The sequence below is a fragment of the Kosakonia oryzendophytica genome (genome assembly GCF_027886705.1).
Taxonomy (GTDB): Bacteria; Pseudomonadota; Gammaproteobacteria; order Enterobacterales; family Enterobacteriaceae; genus Kosakonia; species Kosakonia oryzendophytica.
The window spans coordinates 4,260,301-4,283,931 of sequence record NZ_CP115659.1 but is presented as its reverse complement, the minus strand read 5'-3'; the positions used below and the strand labels follow the sequence as shown (position 1 = coordinate 4,283,931).

Annotated in this window: 22 protein-coding genes; 12 read left to right on the top strand and 10 right to left on the bottom strand. The window is 53.3% G+C overall.

Annotation, left to right across the window (positions count from 1 at the left end):
- Positions 1-11: 11 nt before the first annotated feature.
- From murC to mutT, 9 genes are all read left to right on the top strand, one after another.
- The gene (gene murC / locus O9K67_RS20665; RefSeq protein WP_061497698.1) at positions 12-1,484 is read left to right on the top strand and encodes a UDP-N-acetylmuramate--L-alanine ligase; all 1,473 of its coding nucleotides are present in this window, start codon (positions 12-14) and stop codon (positions 1,482-1,484) included.
- On the top strand, positions 1,477-2,397 hold the full coding sequence (locus tag O9K67_RS20660; RefSeq protein WP_061497695.1) for a D-alanine--D-alanine ligase: 921 nt from the start codon (positions 1,477-1,479) through the stop codon (positions 2,395-2,397). The genes murC and O9K67_RS20660 overlap by 8 nt, the downstream gene beginning before the upstream one ends.
- Before the next feature lies 1 nt (position 2,398).
- Positions 2,399-3,247: a cell division protein FtsQ gene (ftsQ, locus tag O9K67_RS20655; RefSeq protein ID WP_061497693.1), complete on the top strand. Its 849-nt coding sequence runs from the start codon at positions 2,399-2,401 to the stop codon at positions 3,245-3,247.
- Positions 3,244-4,500 carry a cell division protein FtsA gene (ftsA, locus tag O9K67_RS20650; protein WP_061497690.1) on the top strand — a complete coding sequence of 419 codons (1,257 nt, stop codon included), beginning with the start codon at positions 3,244-3,246 and terminating at the stop codon, positions 4,498-4,500. Before ftsQ ends, ftsA begins: the two co-directional genes overlap by 4 nt.
- Positions 4,501-4,563: 63 nt before the next feature.
- On the top strand, positions 4,564-5,712 hold the full coding sequence (ftsZ, locus tag O9K67_RS20645) for a cell division protein FtsZ (protein WP_061497688.1): 1,149 nt from the start codon (positions 4,564-4,566) through the stop codon (positions 5,710-5,712).
- A 100-nt stretch (positions 5,713-5,812) separates the two neighbouring features.
- Positions 5,813-6,730 carry a UDP-3-O-acyl-N-acetylglucosamine deacetylase gene (lpxC, locus tag O9K67_RS20640; protein WP_061497686.1) on the top strand — a complete coding sequence of 306 codons (918 nt, stop codon included), beginning with the start codon at positions 5,813-5,815 and terminating at the stop codon, positions 6,728-6,730.
- 271 nt (positions 6,731-7,001) lie between these two features.
- Positions 7,002-7,508: a secA translation cis-regulator SecM gene (gene secM / locus O9K67_RS20635; protein ID WP_061500186.1), complete on the top strand. Its 507-nt coding sequence runs from the start codon at positions 7,002-7,004 to the stop codon at positions 7,506-7,508.
- A gap of 60 nt (positions 7,509-7,568) precedes the next feature.
- Complete coding sequence (gene secA / locus O9K67_RS20630) at positions 7,569-10,274, top strand: preprotein translocase subunit SecA (protein WP_061497683.1); 2,706 nt, start codon at positions 7,569-7,571, stop codon at positions 10,272-10,274.
- A 58-nt stretch (positions 10,275-10,332) separates the two neighbouring features.
- Positions 10,333-10,722: an 8-oxo-dGTP diphosphatase MutT gene (gene mutT, locus O9K67_RS20625; RefSeq protein ID WP_061497680.1), complete on the top strand. Its 390-nt coding sequence runs from the start codon at positions 10,333-10,335 to the stop codon at positions 10,720-10,722.
- A 43-nt stretch (positions 10,723-10,765) separates the two neighbouring features.
- Here mutT and yacG read toward each other — a convergent pair whose 3' ends face one another.
- From yacG to coaE, 3 genes are read right to left on the bottom strand one after another with little or no spacing between them, the layout of a single operon-like run.
- Complete coding sequence (yacG, locus tag O9K67_RS20620; RefSeq protein ID WP_061497677.1) at positions 10,766-10,960, bottom strand: DNA gyrase inhibitor YacG; 195 nt, start codon at positions 10,958-10,960, stop codon at positions 10,766-10,768.
- Positions 10,961-10,969: 9 nt separating this feature from the next.
- On the bottom strand, positions 10,970-11,713 hold the full coding sequence (gene zapD / locus O9K67_RS20615; RefSeq protein ID WP_061497675.1) for a cell division protein ZapD: 744 nt from the start codon (positions 11,711-11,713) through the stop codon (positions 10,970-10,972).
- On the bottom strand, positions 11,713-12,333 hold the full coding sequence (gene coaE, locus O9K67_RS20610; protein ID WP_061497673.1) for a dephospho-CoA kinase: 621 nt from the start codon (positions 12,331-12,333) through the stop codon (positions 11,713-11,715). The genes zapD and coaE overlap by 1 nt, the downstream gene beginning before the upstream one ends.
- A 321-nt stretch (positions 12,334-12,654) precedes the next feature.
- On the opposite strand from coaE, the gene O9K67_RS20605 reads away from it, so the two are divergent.
- Positions 12,655-13,698: a GMP reductase gene (locus O9K67_RS20605; protein ID WP_061497671.1), complete on the top strand. Its 1,044-nt coding sequence runs from the start codon at positions 12,655-12,657 to the stop codon at positions 13,696-13,698.
- Between the two features lie 32 nt (positions 13,699-13,730).
- On the opposite strand, the gene hofC is transcribed toward O9K67_RS20605, so the two are convergent.
- From hofC to nadC, 4 genes are all read right to left on the bottom strand, one after another.
- On the bottom strand, positions 13,731-14,933 hold the full coding sequence (gene hofC, locus O9K67_RS20600) for a protein transport protein HofC (RefSeq protein ID WP_061497669.1): 1,203 nt from the start codon (positions 14,931-14,933) through the stop codon (positions 13,731-13,733).
- Positions 14,923-16,308, bottom strand: coding sequence for a type II secretion system protein GspE (gspE, locus tag O9K67_RS20595; RefSeq protein ID WP_061497667.1), 1,386 nt, complete (start codon positions 16,306-16,308; stop codon positions 14,923-14,925). Before gspE ends, hofC begins: the two co-directional genes overlap by 11 nt.
- A 9-nt stretch (positions 16,309-16,317) precedes the next feature.
- Positions 16,318-16,755, bottom strand: a complete 438-nt coding sequence (ppdD, locus tag O9K67_RS20590; protein WP_061497665.1) for a prepilin peptidase-dependent pilin — start codon at positions 16,753-16,755, stop codon at positions 16,318-16,320.
- Positions 16,756-16,936: 181 nt separating this feature from the next.
- The gene (gene nadC / locus O9K67_RS20585) at positions 16,937-17,830 is read right to left on the bottom strand and encodes a carboxylating nicotinate-nucleotide diphosphorylase (protein ID WP_061497663.1); all 894 of its coding nucleotides are present in this window, start codon (positions 17,828-17,830) and stop codon (positions 16,937-16,939) included.
- A gap of 130 nt (positions 17,831-17,960) precedes the next feature.
- Between nadC and ampD the strand changes: the two genes are divergently transcribed.
- On the top strand, positions 17,961-18,524 hold the full coding sequence (gene ampD / locus O9K67_RS20580) for a 1,6-anhydro-N-acetylmuramyl-L-alanine amidase AmpD (protein ID WP_061497660.1): 564 nt from the start codon (positions 17,961-17,963) through the stop codon (positions 18,522-18,524).
- The gene (gene ampE, locus O9K67_RS20575; protein ID WP_061497658.1) at positions 18,521-19,375 is read left to right on the top strand and encodes a beta-lactamase regulator AmpE; all 855 of its coding nucleotides are present in this window, start codon (positions 18,521-18,523) and stop codon (positions 19,373-19,375) included. Before ampD ends, ampE begins: the two co-directional genes overlap by 4 nt.
- A 16-nt stretch (positions 19,376-19,391) precedes the next feature.
- Here ampE and O9K67_RS20570 read toward each other — a convergent pair whose 3' ends face one another.
- The 3 genes from O9K67_RS20570 to aroP form a co-directional block, all read right to left on the bottom strand.
- Positions 19,392-20,342 carry a glycoside hydrolase family 43 protein gene (locus tag O9K67_RS20570; protein ID WP_061497656.1) on the bottom strand — a complete coding sequence of 317 codons (951 nt, stop codon included), beginning with the start codon at positions 20,340-20,342 and terminating at the stop codon, positions 19,392-19,394.
- Positions 20,342-21,748: a glycoside-pentoside-hexuronide (GPH):cation symporter gene (locus tag O9K67_RS20565; RefSeq protein ID WP_061500183.1), complete on the bottom strand. Its 1,407-nt coding sequence runs from the start codon at positions 21,746-21,748 to the stop codon at positions 20,342-20,344. Before O9K67_RS20565 ends, O9K67_RS20570 begins: the two co-directional genes overlap by 1 nt.
- Positions 21,749-21,919: 171 nt before the next feature.
- Positions 21,920-23,293 carry an aromatic amino acid transporter AroP gene (aroP, locus tag O9K67_RS20560; protein WP_088237393.1) on the bottom strand — a complete coding sequence of 458 codons (1,374 nt, stop codon included), beginning with the start codon at positions 23,291-23,293 and terminating at the stop codon, positions 21,920-21,922.
- Between the last annotated feature and the right edge of the window lie 338 nt (positions 23,294-23,631).

Genomic DNA, 23,631 nt, shown 5'->3' with positions numbered 1-23,631 from the left:
GCGTTTAGAGAATGAATACACAAGAACTGGCGAAACTGCGTTCAATCGTGCCCGAGATGCGTCGCGTCCGGCACATTCACTTCGTTGGCATTGGCGGTGCCGGCATGGGTGGTATTGCCGAAGTCCTGGCCAACGAAGGCTATCAGATCAGCGGTTCCGATCTGGCCCCGAACCCGGTAACGCAACAGTTGACGTCACTTGGCGCCACTATTTATTTCAATCACCGCCCGGAAAACGTGAGTGATGCCAGCGTTGTGGTCGTCTCCAGCGCCATCTCTTCCGATAACCCGGAGATCGTTGCTGCGCACGAGGCGCGTATTCCGGTGATCCGCCGTGCGGAGATGCTGGCGGAGTTAATGCGTTTTCGTCATGGTATCGCCATTGCCGGGACGCACGGTAAAACCACCACCACTGCGATGGTGGCAAGTATTTACGCAGAAGCGGGTCTGGACCCGACGTTCGTCAACGGTGGGCTGGTAAAAGCCGCCGGGGTACATGCGCGCCTGGGTCACAGCCGTTATTTGATTGCCGAAGCAGATGAGAGCGATGCTTCTTTCCTGCATTTACAACCGATGGTGGCCATTGTCACTAATATCGAAGCCGACCATATGGATACCTACCAGGGCGACTTTGAAAATTTGAAAACGACGTTTATCAACTTCCTGCACAACCTGCCGTTCTATGGCCGTGCAGTGATGTGTGTTGATGACCCGGTGATCCGTGAACTGCTGCCGCGCGTGGGCCGCCAGACAACGACCTACGGTTTTAGCGACGATGCGGATGTTCGCGTTGAGAATTATCGCCAGATTGGGCCGCAGGGGCACTTCACGCTGGTGCGTCAGGATAAGCCGGAACTGCGTGTAACGCTAAATGCGCCGGGCCGTCATAACGCCCTGAATGCCGCCGCCGCAGTTGCCGTGGCGACAGAAGAAGGTATTGAAGACGAGGCTATTCTGCGTGCACTGGAAAGTTTCCAGGGAACCGGGCGTCGTTTCGACTTCCTGGGTGAATTCCCGCTGGAAGGTGTGAATGGCAAACCGGGTACCGCCATGCTGGTTGACGACTATGGCCATCACCCGACCGAAGTGGATGCCACCATTAAAGCAGCGCGTGCGGGCTGGCCGGATAAAAAACTGGTGATGGTATTTCAGCCTCATCGTTATACCCGTACCCGCGATCTGTATGACGACTTTGCCAATGTGCTGACACAGGTCGATGCGCTGCTGATGCTGGAAGTGTATCCGGCGGGTGAAGCGGCGATCCCGGGTGCGGATAGCCGTTCGCTGTGCCGTACGATTCGTGGTCGCGGCAAGATCGATCCGATTCTGGTATCTGATCCAAGCCAGGTTGCGGCAATGCTGGCACCGGTGCTGACGGGTAACGATCTGATCCTGATCCAGGGCGCCGGCAATATCGGCAAAATCGCCCGTAGTCTGGCGGAGAGTAAACTGAAGCCGCAGACCCCGGAGGAGAGTAATGGCTGAGAAAGTCGCTGTTTTGCTCGGCGGCACCTCCGCGGAGCGTGAGGTTTCGCTCAATTCCGGTGCTGCGGTAATTAGCGGCTTACGTGAAGGCGGCGTGGATGCGCATGGTGTTGATCCGCGCGATGTCGATGTCACTCGCCTGAAAGAGATGGGCTATAGCAAAGCGTTTATCGCGTTGCATGGTCGCGGTGGTGAAGACGGTACGCTGCAGGGGTTACTGGAACTGACCGGTGTGGCCTATACCGGTAGCGGCGTGATGGCATCGGCGATTTCGATGGATAAATTACGCAGCAAGCTGCTGTGGCAAGGGGCGGGGCTGCCGGTTGCGCCTTCTGTTGACATCACGCGTGATGCGTTCGAAATAGGCCTAAAAAATGATGATATTCAACGCATTGACCAACTGGGGTTACCCGTTATTGTCAAGCCCAGCCGCGAAGGCTCCAGCGTTGGAATGTCCAAAGTCGACAACAGTGATGATTTGCATGCAGCTTTAGCGCTTGCATTTCAACATGATGATGACGTTCTGATCGAAAAATGGCTGAGTGGACCCGAATTTACCGTGGCGATACTCGGAAATGAAATTTTACCGTCGATCCGCATTCAACCGGCGGGAATCTTCTATGATTATGAGGCGAAGTATCTCTCTGATGAGACGAAATATTTCTGCCCATCAGGTCTGGAAGAGGAGCGTGAAGCGGTTTTACAGTCCCTGGTGCTTAAAGCCTGGCGTGTTTTAGGTTGTCGCGGGTGGGGGCGAATTGATGCGATGCTGGATGGCGACGGTCAGTTTTACTTGCTGGAAGCGAACACCTCGCCGGGGATGACAAGTCATAGCCTGGTGCCGATGGCGGCGCGACAGGCTGGGCTGACCTTCTCGCAACTTGTGGTTCGCATTCTGGATCTGGCGGAGTGATATGTCTCAGGCTGCACTGAACACGCGAAACCGTGACGAGGAAGCGCTATCGGCTTCCCGACGGAATAATGGAACGCGTCTTGCAGGCATTGTGTTCCTGCTGGCGGTGCTGTGCACCGTGTTTGTTAGCGGCTGGGTGGTGCTGGGCTGGATGGACGATGCGCAGCGGTTGCCATTGTCGAAACTGGTAGTGACGGGCGATCGCCATTACACGCGCAATGATGATATTCGCCAGACGATTCTGGCGTTGGGCGCGCCAGGCACCTTTATGACGCAAGACGTAAACATTATTCAGAGCCAGATAGAGCGTCTGCCCTGGATAAAACAGGCAAGCGTTCGCAAGCAGTGGCCGGACGAATTGAAGATTCATCTGGTTGAATATGTACCCATAGCACGGTGGAATGATCAGCATATGGTTGATGTGGACGGCAATTCTTTCAGCGTGCCGGCCGAACGAACCAGTAAACAAGTTTTACCGATGTTGTACGGTCCCGAAGGCAGCGAAAGCGAAGTTTTACAGGGCTACCGCGATATGGGACAAGTGCTGGCAAAGGATAAGTTCACGTTGAAAGAAGCGGCGATGACCGCACGGCGTTCATGGCAGTTAACGCTGAATAATGACATCAAGCTTAACCTGGGCCGTGGCGATACGATGAAACGGCTGGCACGCTTTGTTGAACTCTACCCGGTTCTTCAGCAGCAGGCGCAAACGGATGGCAAAGAGATAAGCTACGTGGATTTACGCTATGACTCAGGCGCGGCTGTAGGCTGGAAAGCGGCCCCTGTTCAGGAACCGAATCAGCAGCAAAATCAGGCACAACAGAATCAGGCACAGGCAGAGCAACAATGATCAAGGCGACGGACAGAAAACTGGTAGTTGGACTGGAGATTGGCACCGCGAAGGTAGCCGCTTTAGTAGGGGAAGTTCTGCCCGATGGCATTGTGAATATCATTGGCGTGGGAAGTTGCCCGTCCCGTGGGATGGACAAAGGTGGCGTAAACGATTTGGAGTCGGTGGTGAAGTGCGTGCAACGTGCCATCGATCAGGCTGAACTGATGGCCGATTGCCAGATTTCCTCGGTCTACCTTGCGCTGTCGGGGAAACATATTAGTTGCCAGAATGAAATTGGTATGGTGCCGATTTCAGAAGAAGAAGTGACGCAGGAAGACGTTGAAAACGTGGTGCATACCGCTAAGTCGGTACGTGTACGTGATGAACACCGCGTTTTGCATGTCATTCCGCAAGAGTATGCCATTGACTACCAGGAAGGCATCAAAAACCCGGTAGGTCTGTCTGGCGTACGTATGCAAGCAAAGGTGCATTTGATTACTTGCCACAACGACATGGCGAAAAACATCGTGAAAGCGGTTGAACGATGTGGATTAAAAGTTGACCAACTTATTTTCGCAGGACTGGCTTCCAGCTACTCCGTGTTAACGGAAGATGAGCGTGAATTGGGGGTCTGCGTTGTTGATATCGGCGGTGGTACAATGGACATGGCGGTCTACACTGGCGGTGCGCTGCGTCATACCAAAGTGATCCCTTACGCAGGGAATGTGGTTACCAGCGATATTGCTTACGCTTTCGGTACACCGCCAAGCGATGCAGAAGCGATCAAGGTTCGTCATGGTTGCGCGCTGGGTTCGCTGGTGGGTAAAGATGAGAGCGTTGAGGTGCCGAGCGTGGGCGGACGTCCGCCGCGTAGTCTGCAGCGTCAGACGTTAGCGGATGTTATTGAACCGCGCTATACCGAACTGCTCAATCTGGTGAACGACGAAATTTTACAGTTGCAAGAACAGCTTCGCCAGCAAGGGGTGAAACATCACCTGGCGGCGGGGATTGTATTGACCGGCGGTGCGGCGCAAATTGAAGGGCTGGCGGCCTGCGCGCAGCGCGTATTCCATACGCAGGTGCGTATTGGTGCGCCGCTCAATATTACTGGCTTAACCGATTATGCCCAGGAGCCTTACTATTCAACGGCGGTTGGGCTGCTTCATTACGGGAAAGAGACCCATTTGAGTGGTGAAGCGGAAGTAGAAAAACGTGTGTCAGTTGGCTCGTGGTTCAAAAGAATCAATAGCTGGCTGCGAAAAGAGTTTTAATTTTTTTCAGAGACCGCCGAAAATTAACGGTCTCAGGCGACAGGCACAAGACGGAGAGAAACTATGTTTGAACCAATGGAATTAACCAACGACGCGGTGATTAAAGTCATCGGCGTCGGTGGCGGCGGCGGTAATGCCGTGGAACATATGGTGCGCGAGCGCATTGAGGGTGTTGAATTCTTCGCAGTGAATACCGACGCGCAGGCGTTGCGTAAAACGGCGGTAGGTCAAACCATCCAGATCGGTGGTGGTATCACCAAAGGTCTGGGCGCTGGGGCAAACCCTGAAGTTGGCCGTAACGCGGCAGAAGAAGACCGTGAAGCACTGCGCGCTGCACTGGAAGGCGCTGATATGGTCTTTATCGCTGCGGGCATGGGCGGCGGGACCGGTACTGGTGCTGCACCCGTTGTCGCCGAAGTGGCAAAAGATCTGGGTATCCTGACCGTTGCTGTGGTGACCAAGCCTTTCAACTTCGAAGGCAAGAAGCGTATGGCATTCGCTGAGCAGGGTATTACTGAACTGTCGAAGCATGTTGACTCGCTGATCACTATTCCGAACGATAAACTGCTGAAAGTGCTGGGTCGTGGCATTTCTCTGCTGGATGCTTTCGGTGCCGCTAATGACGTGCTGAAAGGCGCAGTGCAGGGTATCGCAGAGCTGATTACGCGTCCGGGTCTGATGAACGTTGACTTTGCAGACGTGCGTACAGTGATGTCCGAAATGGGCTATGCGATGATGGGCTCCGGCGTTGCCAGCGGTGAAGACCGTGCGGAAGAAGCCGCCGAAATGGCGATTTCCAGCCCACTGCTGGAAGATATCGACCTGTCTGGCGCGCGTGGCGTGTTGGTTAACATCACCGCGGGCTTTGACCTACGTCTGGATGAGTTCGAAACTGTGGGTAATACTATCCGTGCCTTTGCTTCGGATAATGCGACTGTGGTTATCGGTACTTCTCTTGATCCGGATATGAACGACGAACTGCGCGTGACTGTGGTTGCGACCGGTATCGGTATGGACAAACGTCCGGAAATCACACTGGTGACAAACAAACAAGCGCAACAGCCTGTGATGGATCGTTACCAGCAGCACGGCATGCAGCCGATGCAGCAGGAGCAGAAATCCGCGAAAGTGGTTAATGACAATGCGCCGCAGACCACTAAAGAGCCGGATTATCTGGATATTCCAGCGTTTCTGCGTAAGCAAGCGGACTAAGAATTTGCTGGAAGTTGGGCTTCTTCGCTCTTTGTGCTAAACTGGCCCACCGATTGTGTTATACACTTTGGTAGGATTGGTAATTAGGCGAGATTAAACGATGATCAAACAAAGGACACTTAAACGTATCGTTCAGGCGACTGGTGTCGGTTTGCATACCGGCAAGAAAGTCACCCTGACGTTGCGCCCTGCGCCGGCAAATACCGGGGTCATCTATCGTCGCACTGACTTGAATCCACCGGTAGACTTTCCGGCTGATGCTAAATCTGTGCGTGATACTATGCTCTGTACTTGTCTGGTCAATGAGCATGACGTGCGGATTTCGACCGTCGAGCATCTGAATGCTGCTCTGGCGGGGCTGGGTATCGACAATATTGTTGTTGAAGTCGATGCGCCGGAAATTCCGATTATGGATGGCAGTGCTGCACCGTTCGTCTACTTGCTGCTGGATGCAGGGATCGAAGAGCTGAACAGCGCCAAGAAATTTGTGCGCATCAAAAACACCGTACGTGTTGAAGACGGCGATAAATGGGCTGAGTTTAAACCGCACAATGGTTTTTCTCTCGATTTTACCATCGACTTCAATCACCCGGCGATTGATGCAAGCACGCAGCGCTACGCGATGAACTTCTCTGCCGACGCATTTATGCGCCAGATTAGCCGCGCGCGCACCTTCGGTTTCATGCGCGATATCGAATACCTCCAGTCCCGTGGATTGTGCCTGGGCGGTAGCTTCGATTGTGCCATCGTAGTTGACGATTATCGCGTATTGAACGAAGACGGTCTGCGTTTCGAAGATGAATTTGTTCGCCACAAAATGCTGGATGCAATTGGCGACCTGTTCATGTGTGGTCACAACATCATTGGTGCGTTTACGGCGTATAAATCCGGTCATGCACTGAACAACAAACTGTTGCAGGCTGTTCTGGCAAAACAGGAAGCCTGGGAATATGTGACTTTCGAAGACGAAGCAGAATTGCCGCTGGCGTTCAAAGCCCCGTCTACGGTTCTGGCATAACACCATAACTGCAAAAATCGACTGGTTAACCTGGCACTCTCTCCGGTCAGGGAGACCAGTCGTTTTTATTTGTATGCTATCAACACCCCTCTTTTGATTCCCTTCCATTCTGATCAGAACTCTTGCGGCGCGATCGCTGTTTTCGTAACCACTTTTATCCGTCAGGCACCGGAATACTGCTGCGGTACAGGCGGCTTTAGTGGTAAAATCCGTGCGCAAAAGGACACATACAGAAGCTAATTCGGGTAAGCGTTATTTTTGGGTGGAGCAAGTGAGCGGAATACTGACGCGCTGGCGACAATTTGGTAGACGCTATTTTTGGCCGCATCTCTTATTAGGGATGGTCGCGGCGAGCCTTGGCTTGCCTGCGCTTGCTGGTAGCGCCGAGCCCACGCAAACCCCACGTGAAACCACCCGTAATCACGACAGCACCGGCAGGGTTAATTTCACCAGTCTTGCTCTGCTGGAAGCTAATCGCCGTCCTAATTTTACTGTCGATTACTGGCATCAACATGCCATCCGCACCGTTATTCGTCATCTTTCGTTTGCCATGGCACCTCAAACACTGCCGGTTGCAACGGAAGAGCCACTGCCGATTCAGGCCCACCATCTCGCTTTATTGGATACGCTCAGCGCGTTACTGAATCAGGAAGGCAAACCGCCGGCGATTGTTCACCTGGCAATCCAGACAGCCGCTATACCTGACGTCGCGTTCCGTATCTCCACCTGGTTAGGTCAGGTGCAGGGTATTCGTGCCGGCCCTCATCGCCTCAGCTAAAAAAAGAGTCCTTTATTCATTTTTTTAGCTCCGCAGAGCGGGGCGTTTGAGATTTTTATTATGCTTATCAAATTATTAACTAAAGTTTTCGGTAGTCGTAACGATCGTACACTGCGCCGTATGCGTAAAGTCGTGGCCCAAATCAATGCCATGGAACCGGAAATGGAAAAGCTCAGCGATGATGAGCTGAAAGCCAAAACCGCAGAATTCCGTGCGCGCCTGGAAAAAGGCGAAAGCGTTGAGAGCCTGATCCCGGAAGCCTTCGCCGTGGTGCGCGAAGCAAGTAAACGTGTTTTTGGCATGCGTCACTTCGATGTGCAGCTGCTGGGCGGCATGGTTCTCAACGAGCGTTGCATCGCAGAGATGCGTACCGGTGAAGGTAAAACCCTGACGGCAACCCTGCCAGCTTACCTTAATGCCCTGAGTGGCAAAGGCGTCCATGTGGTTACCGTCAACGACTATCTGGCTCAGCGTGACGCTGAGAACAACCGCCCATTGTTTGAATTCCTGGGTATGAGCGTGGGTATCAACCTGCCGAACATGCCTGCTGTTGCCAAACGTGAAGCCTATGCTGCCGATATCACCTACGGTACCAACAACGAATACGGCTTTGACTACCTGCGCGATAACATGGCATTCAGCCCTGAAGAGCGTGTGCAACGTAAACTGCACTATGCGTTGGTGGATGAGGTGGACTCCATCCTTATCGATGAAGCGCGTACCCCGCTGATCATTTCCGGTCCGGCAGAAGACAGCTCCGAGCTGTACAAAAAAGTCAATAAAATCATCCCGCATCTGGTTCGTCAGGAAAAAGAAGACTCTGACACTTTCCAGGGTGAAGGCCATTTCTCTGTAGATGAAAAAGCGCGTCAGGTTACACTGACCGAACGCGGTCTGGTGCTGATTGAAGAGCTGCTGGTCAAAGAAGGCATCATGAACGAAGGCGAGTCACTGTACTCTCCTGCCAACATCATGCTGATGCACCACGTTACTGCGGCACTGCGTGCACACGCATTGTTCACCCGCGATGTGGATTACATTGTGAAAGACGGCGAAGTCATTATCGTCGACGAACACACCGGCCGTACCATGCAGGGGCGTCGCTGGTCTGATGGTCTGCATCAGGCGGTGGAAGCGAAAGAAGGTGTGGATATCCAGAACGAAAACCAGACGCTGGCGTCCATTACCTTCCAGAACTACTTCCGTTTGTATGAAAAACTGGCGGGTATGACCGGTACAGCAGATACCGAAGCGTTTGAATTTAGTTCGATTTATAAACTCGATACCGTGGTGGTCCCCACCAACCGTCCGATGATCCGTAAAGATATGGCGGATCTGGTCTATATGACCGAAGCGGAAAAAATCCAGGCCATCATCGAAGACATTAAAGAACGCACCCAAAATGGCCAGCCAGTGCTGGTTGGTACGATCTCGATTGAGAAGTCCGAAGTGGTTTCCCATGAGTTGACCAAAGCGGGCATCAAGCACAACGTTCTGAACGCCAAATTCCACGCCAAAGAGGCGGATATTGTGGCACAGGCGGGTTACCCTGGCGCAGTCACCATTGCCACCAACATGGCAGGTCGTGGTACCGATATTGTGCTGGGCGGAAGCTGGCAGGCGGAACTGGCTGAAATCGAAGAGCCAACCGCAGAGCAAATCGCCAAAGTGAAAGCCGACTGGCAGGTGCGCCATGATGCGGTACTGGCTTCTGGTGGTTTACACATTATTGGTACTGAGCGTCATGAGTCTCGTCGTATTGATAACCAGTTGCGCGGTCGTTCTGGCCGTCAGGGGGATGCGGGTTCCTCCCGTTTCTATCTTTCGATGGAAGATGCCTTGATGCGTATTTTCGCCTCCGATCGTGTCTCTGGCATGATGCGTAAACTGGGGATGAAACCGGGCGAAGCGATTGAGCATCCGTGGGTTACTAAGGCCATTGCTAATGCGCAGCGCAAGGTGGAAAGCCGTAACTTCGATATTCGTAAGCAACTGCTGGAATATGACGATGTTGCTAACGACCAGCGTCGTGCAATTTACACCCAGCGTAACGAACTGCTGGATGTAACCGATGTCAGTGAAACCATCGCCAGCATTCGTGAAGATGTTTTCAAAGCCACCATCGATGGTCATATTCCACCGCAGTCGCTCGAAGAAATGTGGGATGTTCCTGGCCTGCAGGAACGCCTTAAAAATGATTTCGATCTCGACCTGCCTATCGCTGACTGGCTGGATAAAGAACCGGATCTGCACGAAGAGACGCTGCGTGAGCGTATCCTACAAAGCGCCATTGAAACCTATCAGCGTAAAGAAGAGGTGGTTGGCGCTGAAATGATGCGTCACTTCGAGAAAGGCGTGATGCTGCAAACGCTGGATTCGCTGTGGAAAGAGCACCTGGCCGCGATGGATTATCTGCGTCAGGGCATCCACCTGCGCGGCTACGCGCAAAAAGATCCGAAGCAGGAATATAAACGCGAGTCCTTCGCGATGTTCGCCGCGATGTTGGAGTCACTGAAATATGAAGTGATCAGTACGCTCAGCAAAGTCCAGGTGCGGATGCCGGAGGAAGTCGAGGCCATGGAACTGCAGCGCCGTCAGGAAGCCGAGCGTCTGGCCCAAATGCAACAGTTAAGTCATCAGGATGATGAGACTGAAGCTGCCGCCGCACTTGCCGCGCAGACGGGCGAACGCAAAGTGGGGCGTAATGATCCTTGCCCTTGCGGTTCCGGTAAAAAATATAAACAGTGCCACGGCCGTCTGGCATAACGCATTGAAAATAATAAAAAGGCGCAGAACTCTGCGCCTTTTTTATGGAGTCTGCATCATGAAAATACTGAACATCGCTGTTGGGATCATTCGTAACCCGCAAGGGGAAATTTTTATTACGCAGCGCGCTGCCGATGCGCATATGGCGAATAAATGGGAATTTCCTGGCGGAAAAATTGAAGCGGGTGAAACGCCGGAGCAGGCAATGATCCGCGAACTTCAGGAGGAAGTCGGTATTACGCCACTTCAGGCCGAACTGTTTGATAAGCTGGAATATCAGTTCCCCGATCGCCACATCACCCTGTGGTTCTGGTTGGTGGAAAGCTGGGAAGGAGAGCCATGGGGTAAAGAGGGACAGCCGGGTCACTGGGTTGCACAACACTCCCTTGATGCTGACAAATTTCCCCCGGCAAACGAGCCGGTGATAGCCAGGCTACTGGCTGGCTGACCCTGATGTTGCCTGCCAGGCAAGCGCCAGCAGGCAACAGTGCTTAATGCTGTTCTTCACTCCAGTCGTCGCTGTCCGACAGATTGCCCTCGCTGGGGATACGTTTCTCTTCTGCTGCCCACTCGCCCAAATCAATCAACTGGCAACGTTTCGAACAGAACGGGCGAAACGGGCTGCTCTCTCCCCAGACAACAAGCTTTCCGCACGTTGGGCAGTTTACGGTGATTTCTTCAGACATTTTTACTCCTTAACAGCAGGCCAGTTCAAAATCGAGACGCTCGGGAACCACACCATGCTCGCTGTCCAGCGGCATAAAGCGAATGGCGAAGCGGCTCTTATGGCCGGAAATTTGCGGGTATAGCTGCTCTTCCAGCGACAATTGCAGACGCAACAAATCGGCGTCATCGCCGTTATCCTGATAAAAACCGTTCAGGCTGGTCTGACGGCGGAACGGTGCGGCATTGCGGATCAAATCGAGGATCAACGTCAGGGTTTGCGTCAGCGGCGTCAGGCTGTCCAGCCAGACCGCGATTTGCGCATCCCGCATTTCCTGCGGCAGGTGCAGCCACATATGCAGCGTCGGCAAATCGAAGCTGCAGCATCCACCGGGAATACTCAGACGCTGGCGTACCAGACCTATCAGACGGTCTTCGCGCAATTGTTGGCCAATACGCGGTGCACTCATCAGAACGGCTCCGCTTGCTTTTAATTGCTGGCGGACAGCTTCAATTCGGCTCAGATCCACACCGGGAACATCACTCCATGCCTGTAATTTACGCTGCTGGCGCTCCAGCTCTTTCAGAAGCTCGGTGCGGGTATCACCGCGTTCAAACACATCCAGTAAATCCCCAACGTTACGGAAAAAGTGTAACGCATCGGCATGGTCACTCAGCGGTAAATGGACAGAAAGCTGTTGCAGTAAAAACTCGACACGCAACCAGGTACGCATCTTTTCGTTAAGCGGATGTTCAAAAAGGATGTGGGTGTGCATTACGGTTTTTCCTGTGAAACGGCCTGCCGGGCATACGCCAGATATGCGGTGTGCAGGCGGGCAACATCCGATGCTATCGCATCCGGTGCGCCATTATTGTCAATAACATCATCCGCGACGGCAAGTCGCGCTTCGCGAGTGGCCTGGGCCGCGAGAATATTTTTAGCATGTTCGCGGCTGACGCCATCACGCTGCATGGTGCGTGAAATCTGTGTTTCTGGTAAGACGTCAATAACCAAAACCCGATCGGCTTTGTGATGCAGCTGATTTTCCACCAGCAACGGCACGACCCACAACACATAAGGTGATGTCGCCTGGGCAATCTTACTCTGTGTTTGCTGGTGAATAAGCGGATGGAGTAACTCATCCAGCCAACGTTTATCCGCCGGAGAAGCGAAAATACGCTCGCGTAATAAACGTCGATTGAGCGAGCCATCCGCGAGGATCATGTCAGCGCCAAAATGTTCCGCAATAGCGCTTAATGCATGAGAGCCAGGTTCCACTACCTGACGGGCGATAATATCCGCGTCGACAACATTAACGCCAAGCGCTGCGAAGGCATTCGCGACGGTGCTTTTACCGCTGCCAATACCGCCGGTTAATGCAACCGTATACCCCATTACGCCTAATCCCAAAATAGTCTGTCGCATATCACAATCTGCGATCTTTATTCTGCCCGCAATGCTATTTTTCGCGACCGTCCTGAATACGGGAAAACGCAAAAGATTAAATATGTTTACGAGCTTAATCAACAGGTTGTGATTTAACCAAACGACATTAAAACCCGTTCGCCTAATCTTGCCTGTTCACCAGGTAAATTTATAGGATTGTAGCGTAAAAAAAGAGAATTTCGCAGTCTTGCGCGGCCCTTATTAGCGCGTATGATAGCGTCACTGGAGTTGTGAGTTTGTACTTTCGCCATTAACCCCAGGAATCCGCACATGCGTATTGAAGAAGATCTGAAGTTAGGTTTCAAAGACGTTCTTATCCGTCCTAAACGTTCCACCCTTAAAAGCCGTTCCGATGTTGAGCTGGAGCGCGAATTTACCTTCAAACATTCAGGAATGCGCTGGTCTGGCGTACCGGTTATTGCCGCTAATATGGATACCGTTGGCACCTTTGCAATGGCGAAAGCGCTGGCTTCGTTCGACATCCTTACCGCCGTGCATAAACACTATTCCGTTGAAGACTGGAAAGCCTTTATCCAGCGTGAACCGGCTGACGTACTGCGTCATGTCATGGTTTCAACCGGGACATCAGATGCCGATTTCGACAAGACAAAGCAGATCCTTGCGTTGCATCCGTCGCTGAATTTTGTCTGTATCGACGTGGCGAACGGATACTCTGAGCACTTTGTGCAATTCGTTGCCAAAGCACGTGAGGCCTGGCCGGATAAAACTATCTGCGCGGGTAACGTTGTGACCGGTGAAATGTGTGAAGAGCTGATCCTTTCCGGTGCGGATATTGTCAAAGTTGGCATTGGTCCGGGCTCAGTGTGCACCACACGTGTCAAAACCGGTGTCGGCTACCCGCAATTATCCGCAGTGATCGAATGTGCCGATGCCGCGCATGGCCTTGGCGGACAGATTGTCAGCGATGGCGGCTGCACGGTACCGGGTGATGTAGCAAAAGCGTTTGGCGGCGGCGCAGACTTTGTGATGCTCGGCGGTATGCTGGCGGGCCATGAAGAGAGTGGCGGCGCCATCGTGGAGGAAAACGGCGAGAAATTCATGCTGTTCTACGGCATGAGTTCAGAGTCTGCAATGAATCGCCACGTTGGCGGCGTTGCAGGTTACCGTGCGGCGGAAGGCAAAACCGTCAAACTCGCGTTACGCGGCCCGGTGGAGAACACCGCGCGTGATGTTCTTGGCGGCCTGCGTTCAGCCTGTACATATGTCGGTGCTTCCCGCCTGAAAGAGCTGACCAAACGCACGACCTTTATCCGCGTTCAGGAACAGGAAAACCGCGTTTTCAACAGCCTGTAATGGGGTTGCAGGCGCACTGTGCTGCGCCTGCATTAACCTGTACCGCCCATCGCATCGCCAAGATGAAAGATAGGCAGGTACATGGCTACCACCAGCACGCCAATAATTAACCCCGTCACCACCAGTAGCAGCGGTTCTAATACGGAAGCCAGTTCATCTGCCTGATGCTGCGTCTGTTCACTATGATGCCGCGCCAGATTCTCCAGCATGGTATCCAGCGCCCCGGAGATCTCCCCGGTATGGATCAACTGAATACACAACGGGGTGAAGTTGCCACTCTTTGCCAGCGCCGTAGAGATAGCCGCGCCGAGGGTGATATCCTGGTGTGCCTGTTGCAGCACGTCTCGCCAGTAAGGGCAGGTTAAGGTATCCCTGACATTTTCCAGCCCTTGCAAGAAGGTGATTCCAGAACGTTGTGTGAGTGACAGCACGGTAAATATCTGACTCAGCCGTTGTCCACGCACCAGTTTACCGACAGCAGGGCAGCGGAGCAGCAGACGCTGCCGGTAGTGCAGCCATTTCATCTGACGGCGCAGTAAGGTCATCGTACATACCACTAGCAACGTAAGTGCTGATAATGGCAGAGCGCCTTGCTGCATCAGTGTAGCGCCGGCAATGACTCCCCGCGTCAGCCCAGGCAAGGGGGTATTGAACGTCTGGTAGATAGCCGAGAACTCCGGCAGCACCAGATACACCATTGCAACCACGATTGCCGCGGTCAGAGAAAGAATAATGAGCGGATAACGCAGCGCCTTTTTTACTTTCAACGCCAGCGCTCGCTGTGCCTGTTGCTGGCTGGCCAGTTTAAAACAGCACTCATCCAGCTTTCCTGTTAGCTCACCGGTATGGACCATCGCTGCCCAGAGTGGAGGAAAAACTTCTGGCCACTGGCGCAGCGCTGTTGAAAAGGTTTCTCCCTGTTCCAGCGCCTGCGCCAGATGGTGCAACAATGCCTGCCATTGCCTGGCTGGATGTTGCTGTGCCAGCAACAACAAGCCTTCCGGTAAGGTGAGCCCCGCCTGCAACAATGTCGCAAGCTGGCGCAGGAGCGTACAGCCATGTTCCGCACGCCACAGTGAACGTCTTACCGGCCTGCGCTTGAGCGTCAGGGGATGGATCTGCCGGTGATAGAGTGTTTGCATTGCGGCATTACGATTTTCGCTCCAGTGCGCACCCTGTTGTAATGCCCCTGCGTTATCGATTCCGGACCATTGCCAGAGGTATTTAGTCGTCATTTGGTAAACCCAATATGCGCACCAACTCTTCCAGCGTCGTCAATCCTTGTTCCACCGCCAGGCAGCCATGCTGAAACAGCGTCGTCATTCCCTCCGCACGGGCGCACTGTTCGATTTCGGCCGCACTTTGACCACTGGTAATGGCCTGGCGGACATCGCGGGTAATGGAGAGCACTTCAAACAAGGCGACTCGCCCATAAAAGCCGTGATAGCACCGATCACACCCTTCTGCGCGCCAGCGAGGTAACGGTCGAGGCCACAGGTTGCCGGGGAGTCGGGTATTTTCCGTGGTCAGTTTCCGGCAATGGGGGCAAAGTTTACGTACCAGCCGCTGGGCGATGACCAGTGATAGCGCCGAGGAGATCATCCAGCGTGCCACCCCCATTTGCTGGATACGCACCAGCGTTTCGCTGGTGGAGTTTGTGTGCAATGTCGATAAAACCAGATGCCCGGTTTGCGATGCTTTGATAGCAATCTCCGCTGTTTCGCCATCACGGATCTCACCAACCATAATAATGTCCGGGTCCTGGCGCAGCATGGCGCGTAGTACGCCCTGAAATGTCAGCCCAGCGCGAGGATTGATTTGCGTCTGATTCAGCCCATCCAGAGGGATCTCTATGGGATCTTCTACGCTGCAAATGTTGACCTCCGGTCTGTTTCGTTTTTGCAGCGCGCTGTAGAGCGTTACGGTTTTTCCGCTGCCTGTCGGGCCTGTCACCAGCAACAGCCCCTGAGGTTGCGCCAACGCTGCGGTAAAGAGTGCCAGTTGAGCATCCGTCATACCGAGTGCAGCCAGATCCAGGGCCTGACTAACCTGATGCAACAGACGTAGCACCACTTTTTCACCGTGTCTGCAAGGCAACGTTGCGATACGAAATGAGATCGATTGCCCGGAGAGTTCCACACTGAACTGTCCATCCTGCGGCAGGCGACGTTCGGCGATATCAAGATTGCCAAGCACTTTCAGCCTTGCGGTCAGCGTAGCGGCTAAATTGCAGGAAAGGGGAGAGAGCGGGTGTAAAACGCCGTCGACGCGTAACCGTATGGCATAACAGGTTTCTCCGGGCTCGAAATGAATATCCGATGCCCGTAAGATCAACGCTTGTTTCAGGGTTTGATCGAGAATTTCCGCTGCGGCACTGCTTTCTTCCCCCTGTGCCGGGGGGTGAGTTTGCACTGCCATTTGTTGATGCTTGTCCATTTGATCTTGCGTCCAGCAACGGATATCGACTCGTTGCTGGATGGCAAAGCTGAGTGATTCCATTAACATGGGGCTGGGATTATCCACCACGGCAATGGTCAGAACGTCGTCTGCGCAATTGAGCAATGCGGCGTTATGACGCTGACAGAGCGCAATCAGTTTATCGTGTTTCATCACGGCTCCTTACGGACGTCCGGTGCGAAAAACATCTTCGCAGGCCTGTTGCAATGCGCTGTCTGCATTTGTATTACAGCTTCGCGCCCATCCCTTCATACCCTCGGCATCGCTCCATTGCGGCGTCATGATTACGCTGAGTCCGTTGAGGCTTTCCTGTCCGGTCAGTGAGACCACGCCTTTTGCAACGCTCATGGCGGCGACGTAACGCGTGGTGGTCGGGGCTGGTATGCCATTGTTGCTGGCATCACAATTGTCAATGCCGCCGCGTTCCAACGCACACAGCTCAATGGCGGTGCGATAAGGAACAAAGGTTTGCAACATGTCAGTCAGTGCAGCTTTACGCAGGTAATTTTGATAAGCGGGAATGCCGATAGCGCTCAGGATGGCGATAATGCCGATTACCACCATCAGCTCGATTAAAGTAAATCCTTGTTGTTTGTTCATCTCTGGCTCCTTGTGTAGAGCCGCTACTTTGTCAGCACGTTACGGGGACGGCGAGGTGCAAAAGGGACTTCGGGAAAGCGCCTTCCTGCTTTTTTGACAGGCTTGCAGAGCGCAACACATTGTTTGAGAGGAAGGGCGCAAAAAAAACGGGCCTGCGGCCCGTTTAGTTATGCAAGTGGGATTAGCGAAAACGCATCGACAGGTCGAGGGCGCGCACATGTTTGGTCAGTGCGCCTACAGAGATGTAGTCAACGCCGGTTTCAGCAAATTCACGCAGGGTTTCCTGCGTCACATTGCCGGAAACTTCCAGCCGTGCTTCGCCGTTGGTGCGCTTCACGGCCTCACGCATTTGGTCGGTATCGAAGTTATCCAACATGATGATATCGGCACCCGCTTTGAGCGCATCGTCGAGTTCTTCGAGGGTTTCTACTTCCACTTCTACCGGCACATCCGGATGCAGCCAGAAAGCTTTTTCCACTGCCTGGCGTACGGAACCCGCGGCAATAATGTGGTTTTCTTTGATCAGAAAGGCGTCGGAAAGACCAAGACGGTGATTGGCACCACCGCCGCACAGGACGGCATATTTTAGCGCTGTGCGCAGGCCCGGCAGGGTTTTACGCGTATCCAGCAACTCAGTTTTTGTGCCGTCCAGCAATTTGACATAGCGGCGAACTTCGCTGGCGACGCCTGACAGGGTTTGCACAAAATTGAGAGCGGTGCGTTCGCCCGTCAGTAACACGCGGGACGGCCCCTCAAGTTCGAATAAGGGTTGATTGGCATGAAGAGTATCGCCATCGGCAACGTGCCAGGTAAGCGTCACATCATCGCCTGCCAGTTGAATAAAGACTTCTTCCACCCAACGCTTTCCGCAAAAAACGCCGTCTTCGCGGGTAATGATCACCGCATGCGAGCGGTTTTCTGGCGGTAACAATTGCGCGGTAATGTCATTATTCGCGTCGACTTCTCCGCCCAAATCTTCGCGCAATGCCTGGGCGACGGCGACAGGGATATCCAGTTCGATACGTTTGAGCAGTGCGTCACGTCGAAGGTCGGGGTTATAGCGGCGAGGCGGCATGATAAACTCCAAAAAAGGTAACGAATCACAAAGTTAGGCTATGTCTTGTTCGGGGATGCCATTACGGTACACAGCGCAAACATGCTACTCTGAAGCGTGTTTCAGCACCATCCTCTAAAAGGAGTTCCTTATGCAGCTACGCAAGGGCTGGCTGGTGGAAGCGCGGCATGTACCGTCTCCCCATTTTGATTGCCGCCCGGACGATGAGCAACCTTCATTGCTGGTGGTACATAATATTAGCCTACCTCCCGGCGAGTTTGGTGGCCCGTGGATAGATGCGCTGTTTACCGGCACTCTGGATGCCAACGCCCATCCCTTTTTTGCTGAGATTGTTCACCTGCGTGTTTCCGCACATTGCCTGATCCGCCGTGATGGCGAGGTTGTGCAATATGTGCCTTTTGATAAACGCGCCTGGCATGCAGGCGTTTCATCCTGGCAGGGGCGGGAACGCTGTAATGATTTCTCGATTGGCATTGAGCTGGAAGGCACGGACACGCTGCCCTATACCGATGCGCAATATCGGCAACTGGCGGAAGTGACACGAACGGTGATTGAGCTTTACCCGTCGATTGCCGACAATATGACCGGGCACAGTGATATTGCCCCTGTGCGCAAGACGGATCCCGGACCAGCTTTTGACTGGGCGAGATTTCGTGCGCTGGTCGCCGGTTTGTCAGAAAAGGAGATGCCATGACGTTATTCACCATGCTGCTGGTGCTGGCAGCAGAACGGTTGTTTAAACTGGGAGAACACTGGCAACTGGATCACCGTCTGGAAGGGCTGTTCCGGCGGGTAACACACTATTCGATGTTAAGAACGCTGCTGATGGCGGCACTGGTGATGCTGGTTACCTTTTTGATCCTGCGTGCACTGTCGGGATTGTTTTTCAATGTTCCGCTGCTGGTGGTGTGGATCCTTATTAGTCTGTTGTGCATTGGCGCGGGGAAAGTCCGATTGCATTACCACGCCTATCTTAAAGCTGCGGCGCGTAACGACAGCCACGCCCATAACGCGATGGCCAATGAATTGACGTTAATCCACGGTGTGCCTCCGGGGTGTGATGAGCGTGATTTTTTGCGCGAGCTGCAAAACGCGCTCGTATGGATCAACTTCCGTTTTTATCTTGCGCCGCTGTTCTGGCTGATCGTCGGGGCTTCCTGTGGGCCGGTGCTGTTGGCGGGATATGCCTTTTTACGCGCCTGGCAATCATGGCTGGCGCGCTATCAGACGCCAACTGAGCGTCAACAATCCGGGATTGATGCGATCCTGCATGTGCTGGACTGGGTGCCGGTACGTCTGGCGGGGGTGGTGTACGCGCTGGTGGGGCATGGCGAGAAAGCCTTGCCAGCCTGGTTTGCCTCTCTTGGCGATCGCCACACATCGCAGTATCAGGTGCTGACCCGCCTTGCGCAATTCTCACTGGCGCGCGAGCCGCATCTGGATAAAGTTGAAACGCCAAAAGCGGCTGTGTCGATGGCGAAGAAAACGTCGCTGGTGCTGGTGGTTGTGGTGGCACTGTTGACCATTTACGGCACGCTGATGTAGTCAGCGCGCCGTCGTATCACGCATGGTCCGCAGGTGGGATGCCGAAGTCAGGCATCCCGTTTTCTTGCCAACGAACGAGCTTCAGGCGGGTATGGCGGTTTGGATCGTAGAGCGGGTCACCTTCGATGTCGGTGTAATTGCGTGCGTGGTATACCAGCACGTCTTCCCCTTCCGGTGTCTGTGTAAAGCTGTTATGCCCGGGGCCATACTGATGGTTTTCATAGCTGGTTTTGAATACCGGCTGCGGCGCTTTATGCCAGTTGGCCGGATCCTGTGGATTGGCAGCGATATCAATCCATAACAGTCCCATACAATAATTTTCATCGGTGGCACTGGCGGAGTAGCTGATAAAGAGCCTGTCGCCGTGGAACAGTACCGCCGGGCCTTCATTCACCAGAAAACCCCTGCACTCCCAGTCGAACTCCGGTTTACTTAACATCACCGGTTCGCCTTTGAGGGTCCACGGATTTTCCATTTCCGCCAGATAGAGGTTCGAATTACCCGCAATATCCGGCGCTTTTTGCGCCCACAGATACCAGCGTTTCCCCTGATGGACAAAGGTGGTCGCGTCCAGCGCGAAGGTATCAAACGGCGTTTTCACCTGACCTTTTTCAACCCACCGACCGGTTAGCGGATCGGCGTCGGTACACTCCAGAACGAACATGCGGTGTCGGAACATGTTCAGCTCATCCAGCGCTTTCGTCCATGTGGCGGCAAAATAGAGATACCATTTCCCATCAATATGATGCAGCTCCGGTGCCCAGATAAGCTCGCTCATTGGCCCGGTCTGCGGTTTACGCCATACCACCACACCGGCCGTCTGGCGTAGCCCTTCCAACGTACTGGCGCGGCGGATTTCCAGCCGGTCATACTCCGGCACCGAGGCGACAAAGTAGTAAACATTGTCATGGCGCAGAATATACGGGTCAGCGCGTTGTTCAATAAACGGGTTCGGCCAGGTGCTCATTATGCTTTCCTTACGTTGTCACCAGACGGCACATGCTGACGTTCGGTCAGTTCATGGTAGTTAATCCGGCGTTTTTCCAGATCGTCCTGAATCCGTCTCATCGTTTCGCGGTCGACTTTCAGTAAACGGACGACGCCTGCCGTGATCAGGTAACCGACGCCAGGGATCACGGTAAAGAGCAGCATGATGCCGTTAATTGCCGTGTCGCTTTGCTGTTTGGCGCCTGCGTCGTAGCCATACCACGAGAGCAGGAAGCCTACCATTGCGCCGGCTATCGCCAGCCCTACTTTCAGGAAGAACAGGTTACCGGAGAAGCTGATGCCGGTAATGCGTTTCCCGGTTTTCCATTCACCGTAATCGTCCACGTCAGCCATTAACGACCAGTGCAACGGTGAGGGGATCTGGTGCAGAATATTCAGCAGGAAGTAGAGCACCACAATCAGCGTCGTGGCGTGTGGGTCAAAGAAGTAGAACGCGCAGGAGAAAATAGCCAGCACGATATTGGTCCAGAAGAAGACTTTCAGTTTGCACCAGCGGTCAGTCAGCACTTTCGCCAGCATACTGCCGAACATCATGCCCACCACGCCAAGGCTGATAAATAAAGTAGCAAAATGGGTGCTTTCTCCCATCACCCAGGTGACGTAGTACATGGTTGCCGCCATGCGGATAAAGCCGGGGCAAACGTTACACAGCGTCAGCAACAAAATGCGCACCCACTGGTCATTTTTCCACACGTCTTTGAAGTCCTTTTTCAGGTCGTCATTGGTGGGAACGGCCGGGTGAATACGTTCACGCACGGTGGCAAAGCAGAACAAAAACATACACATACCAATGAATGCCAACACCGTCATCGCCATCTGGTAGCCTTTGGCTTTGTCTGCACCGCCGAACCATTCTGCCATTGGCAGCAGCGTCAAAGAGAGCAGCAGGGTAGCGATACCGACCATCACAAAACGGTACGACTGACAGGCAACGCGCTCTTTCGGATCGTTGGTGATCACACCGCCCAGGGAGCAGTAGGGAATGTTGATCGCGGTATAGGTCAACGACAGCAGGAAGTAGGTGATAAACGCGTAGATCACCTTACTGTTATAGGTCCAGTCGGGGGTGGTGAACATTAATACGCTGAAAACGGCATACGGCAAAGCTATCCACAACAGCCATGGGCGAAAACGTCCATATTTACTTTGCGTACGGTCGGCGAGGGCACCCATTAAAGGATCTGTCACCGCATCAATTACACGAATCGACAGCAGTAATACCCCGACCAGTGCAGGGGCGAGGCCGAAGATATCCGTGTAGAAGTAGTTAACAAACAACATGATGGCGCCAAAAATGATGTTACATCCGGCATCGCCCATGCCATAGCCAATCTTCTCTTTAACAGACAGCTTATTGTTGTCCATTGCCGCTTCTCCCATTGAGATGTGGAAGAATTATTTGCCTGGAAATTTGACTTTGCGCAGCAGGATAAGGCCACAGTGATGGACAAAATGGCTATGTAAAAGAAAGTGTGAGGAAGGTAACACAGTGATAATACCCCTCTCCCGGGCGGGAAAGGGGTAAGAGGATAAGGATTAATGCGCTTTTACGGCTTTAGCGTTTTTCTGTTTGAGCATGTAACCCACGCCAAGAACCACAATCCATACCGGGATCAGCCATACCGAGATAGCCATACCTGGGGTCATCAACATGATCACCAGCACCGCAGCCATAAACAGCAGGCAGATCCAGTTGCCTAACGGGTAGAACAGCGCCGGGAAGCGCGGCGTCACACCTTGCAGCTGTTTCGCACGGCGGAAACGCATGTGCGCGAGGCTGATCATCGCCCAGTTGATCACCAGTGCGGATACCACCAGCGCCATCAACAGACCGAATGCTGACTCAGGCGCCAGGTAGTTGATCAGTACGCACAGTGCCGTCACGACCGCTGAGACCAGAATGGTGTTCACTGGCACGCCGCGTTTATCCACAGAGAGCAACGCTTTTGGTGCGTTACCCTGTTGCGCAAGACCGAACAGCATACGGCTGTTGCAGTAAACGCAGCTGTTGTACACCGACAGTGCAGCGGTCAGTACCACAATATTCAACGCATTGGCTACAAACGTATCGCCCAGTTCATGGAAGATCAGCACAAACGGGCTGGTATCCGCCGTTACGCGCGTCCACGGCAGCAGCGAGAGCAGTACCGCCAGCGAGCCCACATAGAAGATCAGAATACGGTAGATGACCTGGTTGGTGGCTTTGGGAATGCTCTGTTCCGGGTTGTCGGCTTCAGCGGCGGTAATACCCACCAGTTCCAGGCCGCCGAAAGAGAACATAATGATAGCCATCATCATCACCAGTCCGGTAAAACCGTGCGGCAGGAAGCCGCCCTGTTCCCACAGGTTACGCACGGTCGCTTGCGGGCCGGCGCTGCCGCTAAACAGCAGCCAGCCGCCGAAGACGATCATGGCGACCACGGCGAAGACTTTAATGATGGCGAACCAGAACTCCATTTCCCCAAACACTTTTACGTTGGTCAGGTTAATGGCGTTAATGATGACGAAGAAGGCGGCAGCGGAAGCCCACGTTGGGATCTCTGGCCACCAGAACTGAATGTATTTACCCACGGCGGTCAGTTCCGCCATGGCCACCAGCACATAGAGCACCCAGTAGTTCCAGCCGGAAGCAAAACCGGCAAAGCTCCCCCAATATTTGTAGGCAAAATGGCTGAATGAACCGGCAACCGGCTCTTCCACGACCATTTCACCGAGCTGACGCATGATCAGAAATGCAATAAAACCGGCAATGGCGTAGCCCAGAATAATACCCGGACCCGCGGACTGAATGACTGACGCGCTACCCAGAAACAGGCCAGTCCCGATAGCACCGCCCAGCGCGATAAGCTGAATATGGCGGTTCTTAAGGCCGCGCTTTAGCTGATCGCCGTGCTGTTGACCTTCCATTATGAAACCTCGTGTGTGGTTGTTATGTATACGCTGTCGTTTGCGTGTAAGCGATAAATTCCATTTTTTGTAGTTTTTAGTTTACGAAATGTTGAAGCGAATTTTCGTCCATCCCTTTCGTATGGCTCAGAATAGTGGTAAGCGCCGGGGAATGCATCTGCTTTATGAAGGTCTAATGACGACCTGGTGAAAAAGAAACCATTTGTCAGTAACCCGCCTGTAACCATTCTTAAGTAAAACTAATAAATTATGCAATTTATGTGAATATAAATTCAGTTATTTATTAACTGAATCGGTTCATATGCCTTAATTATCGTTTCAGGAAAGTTAAAACTGCCTCT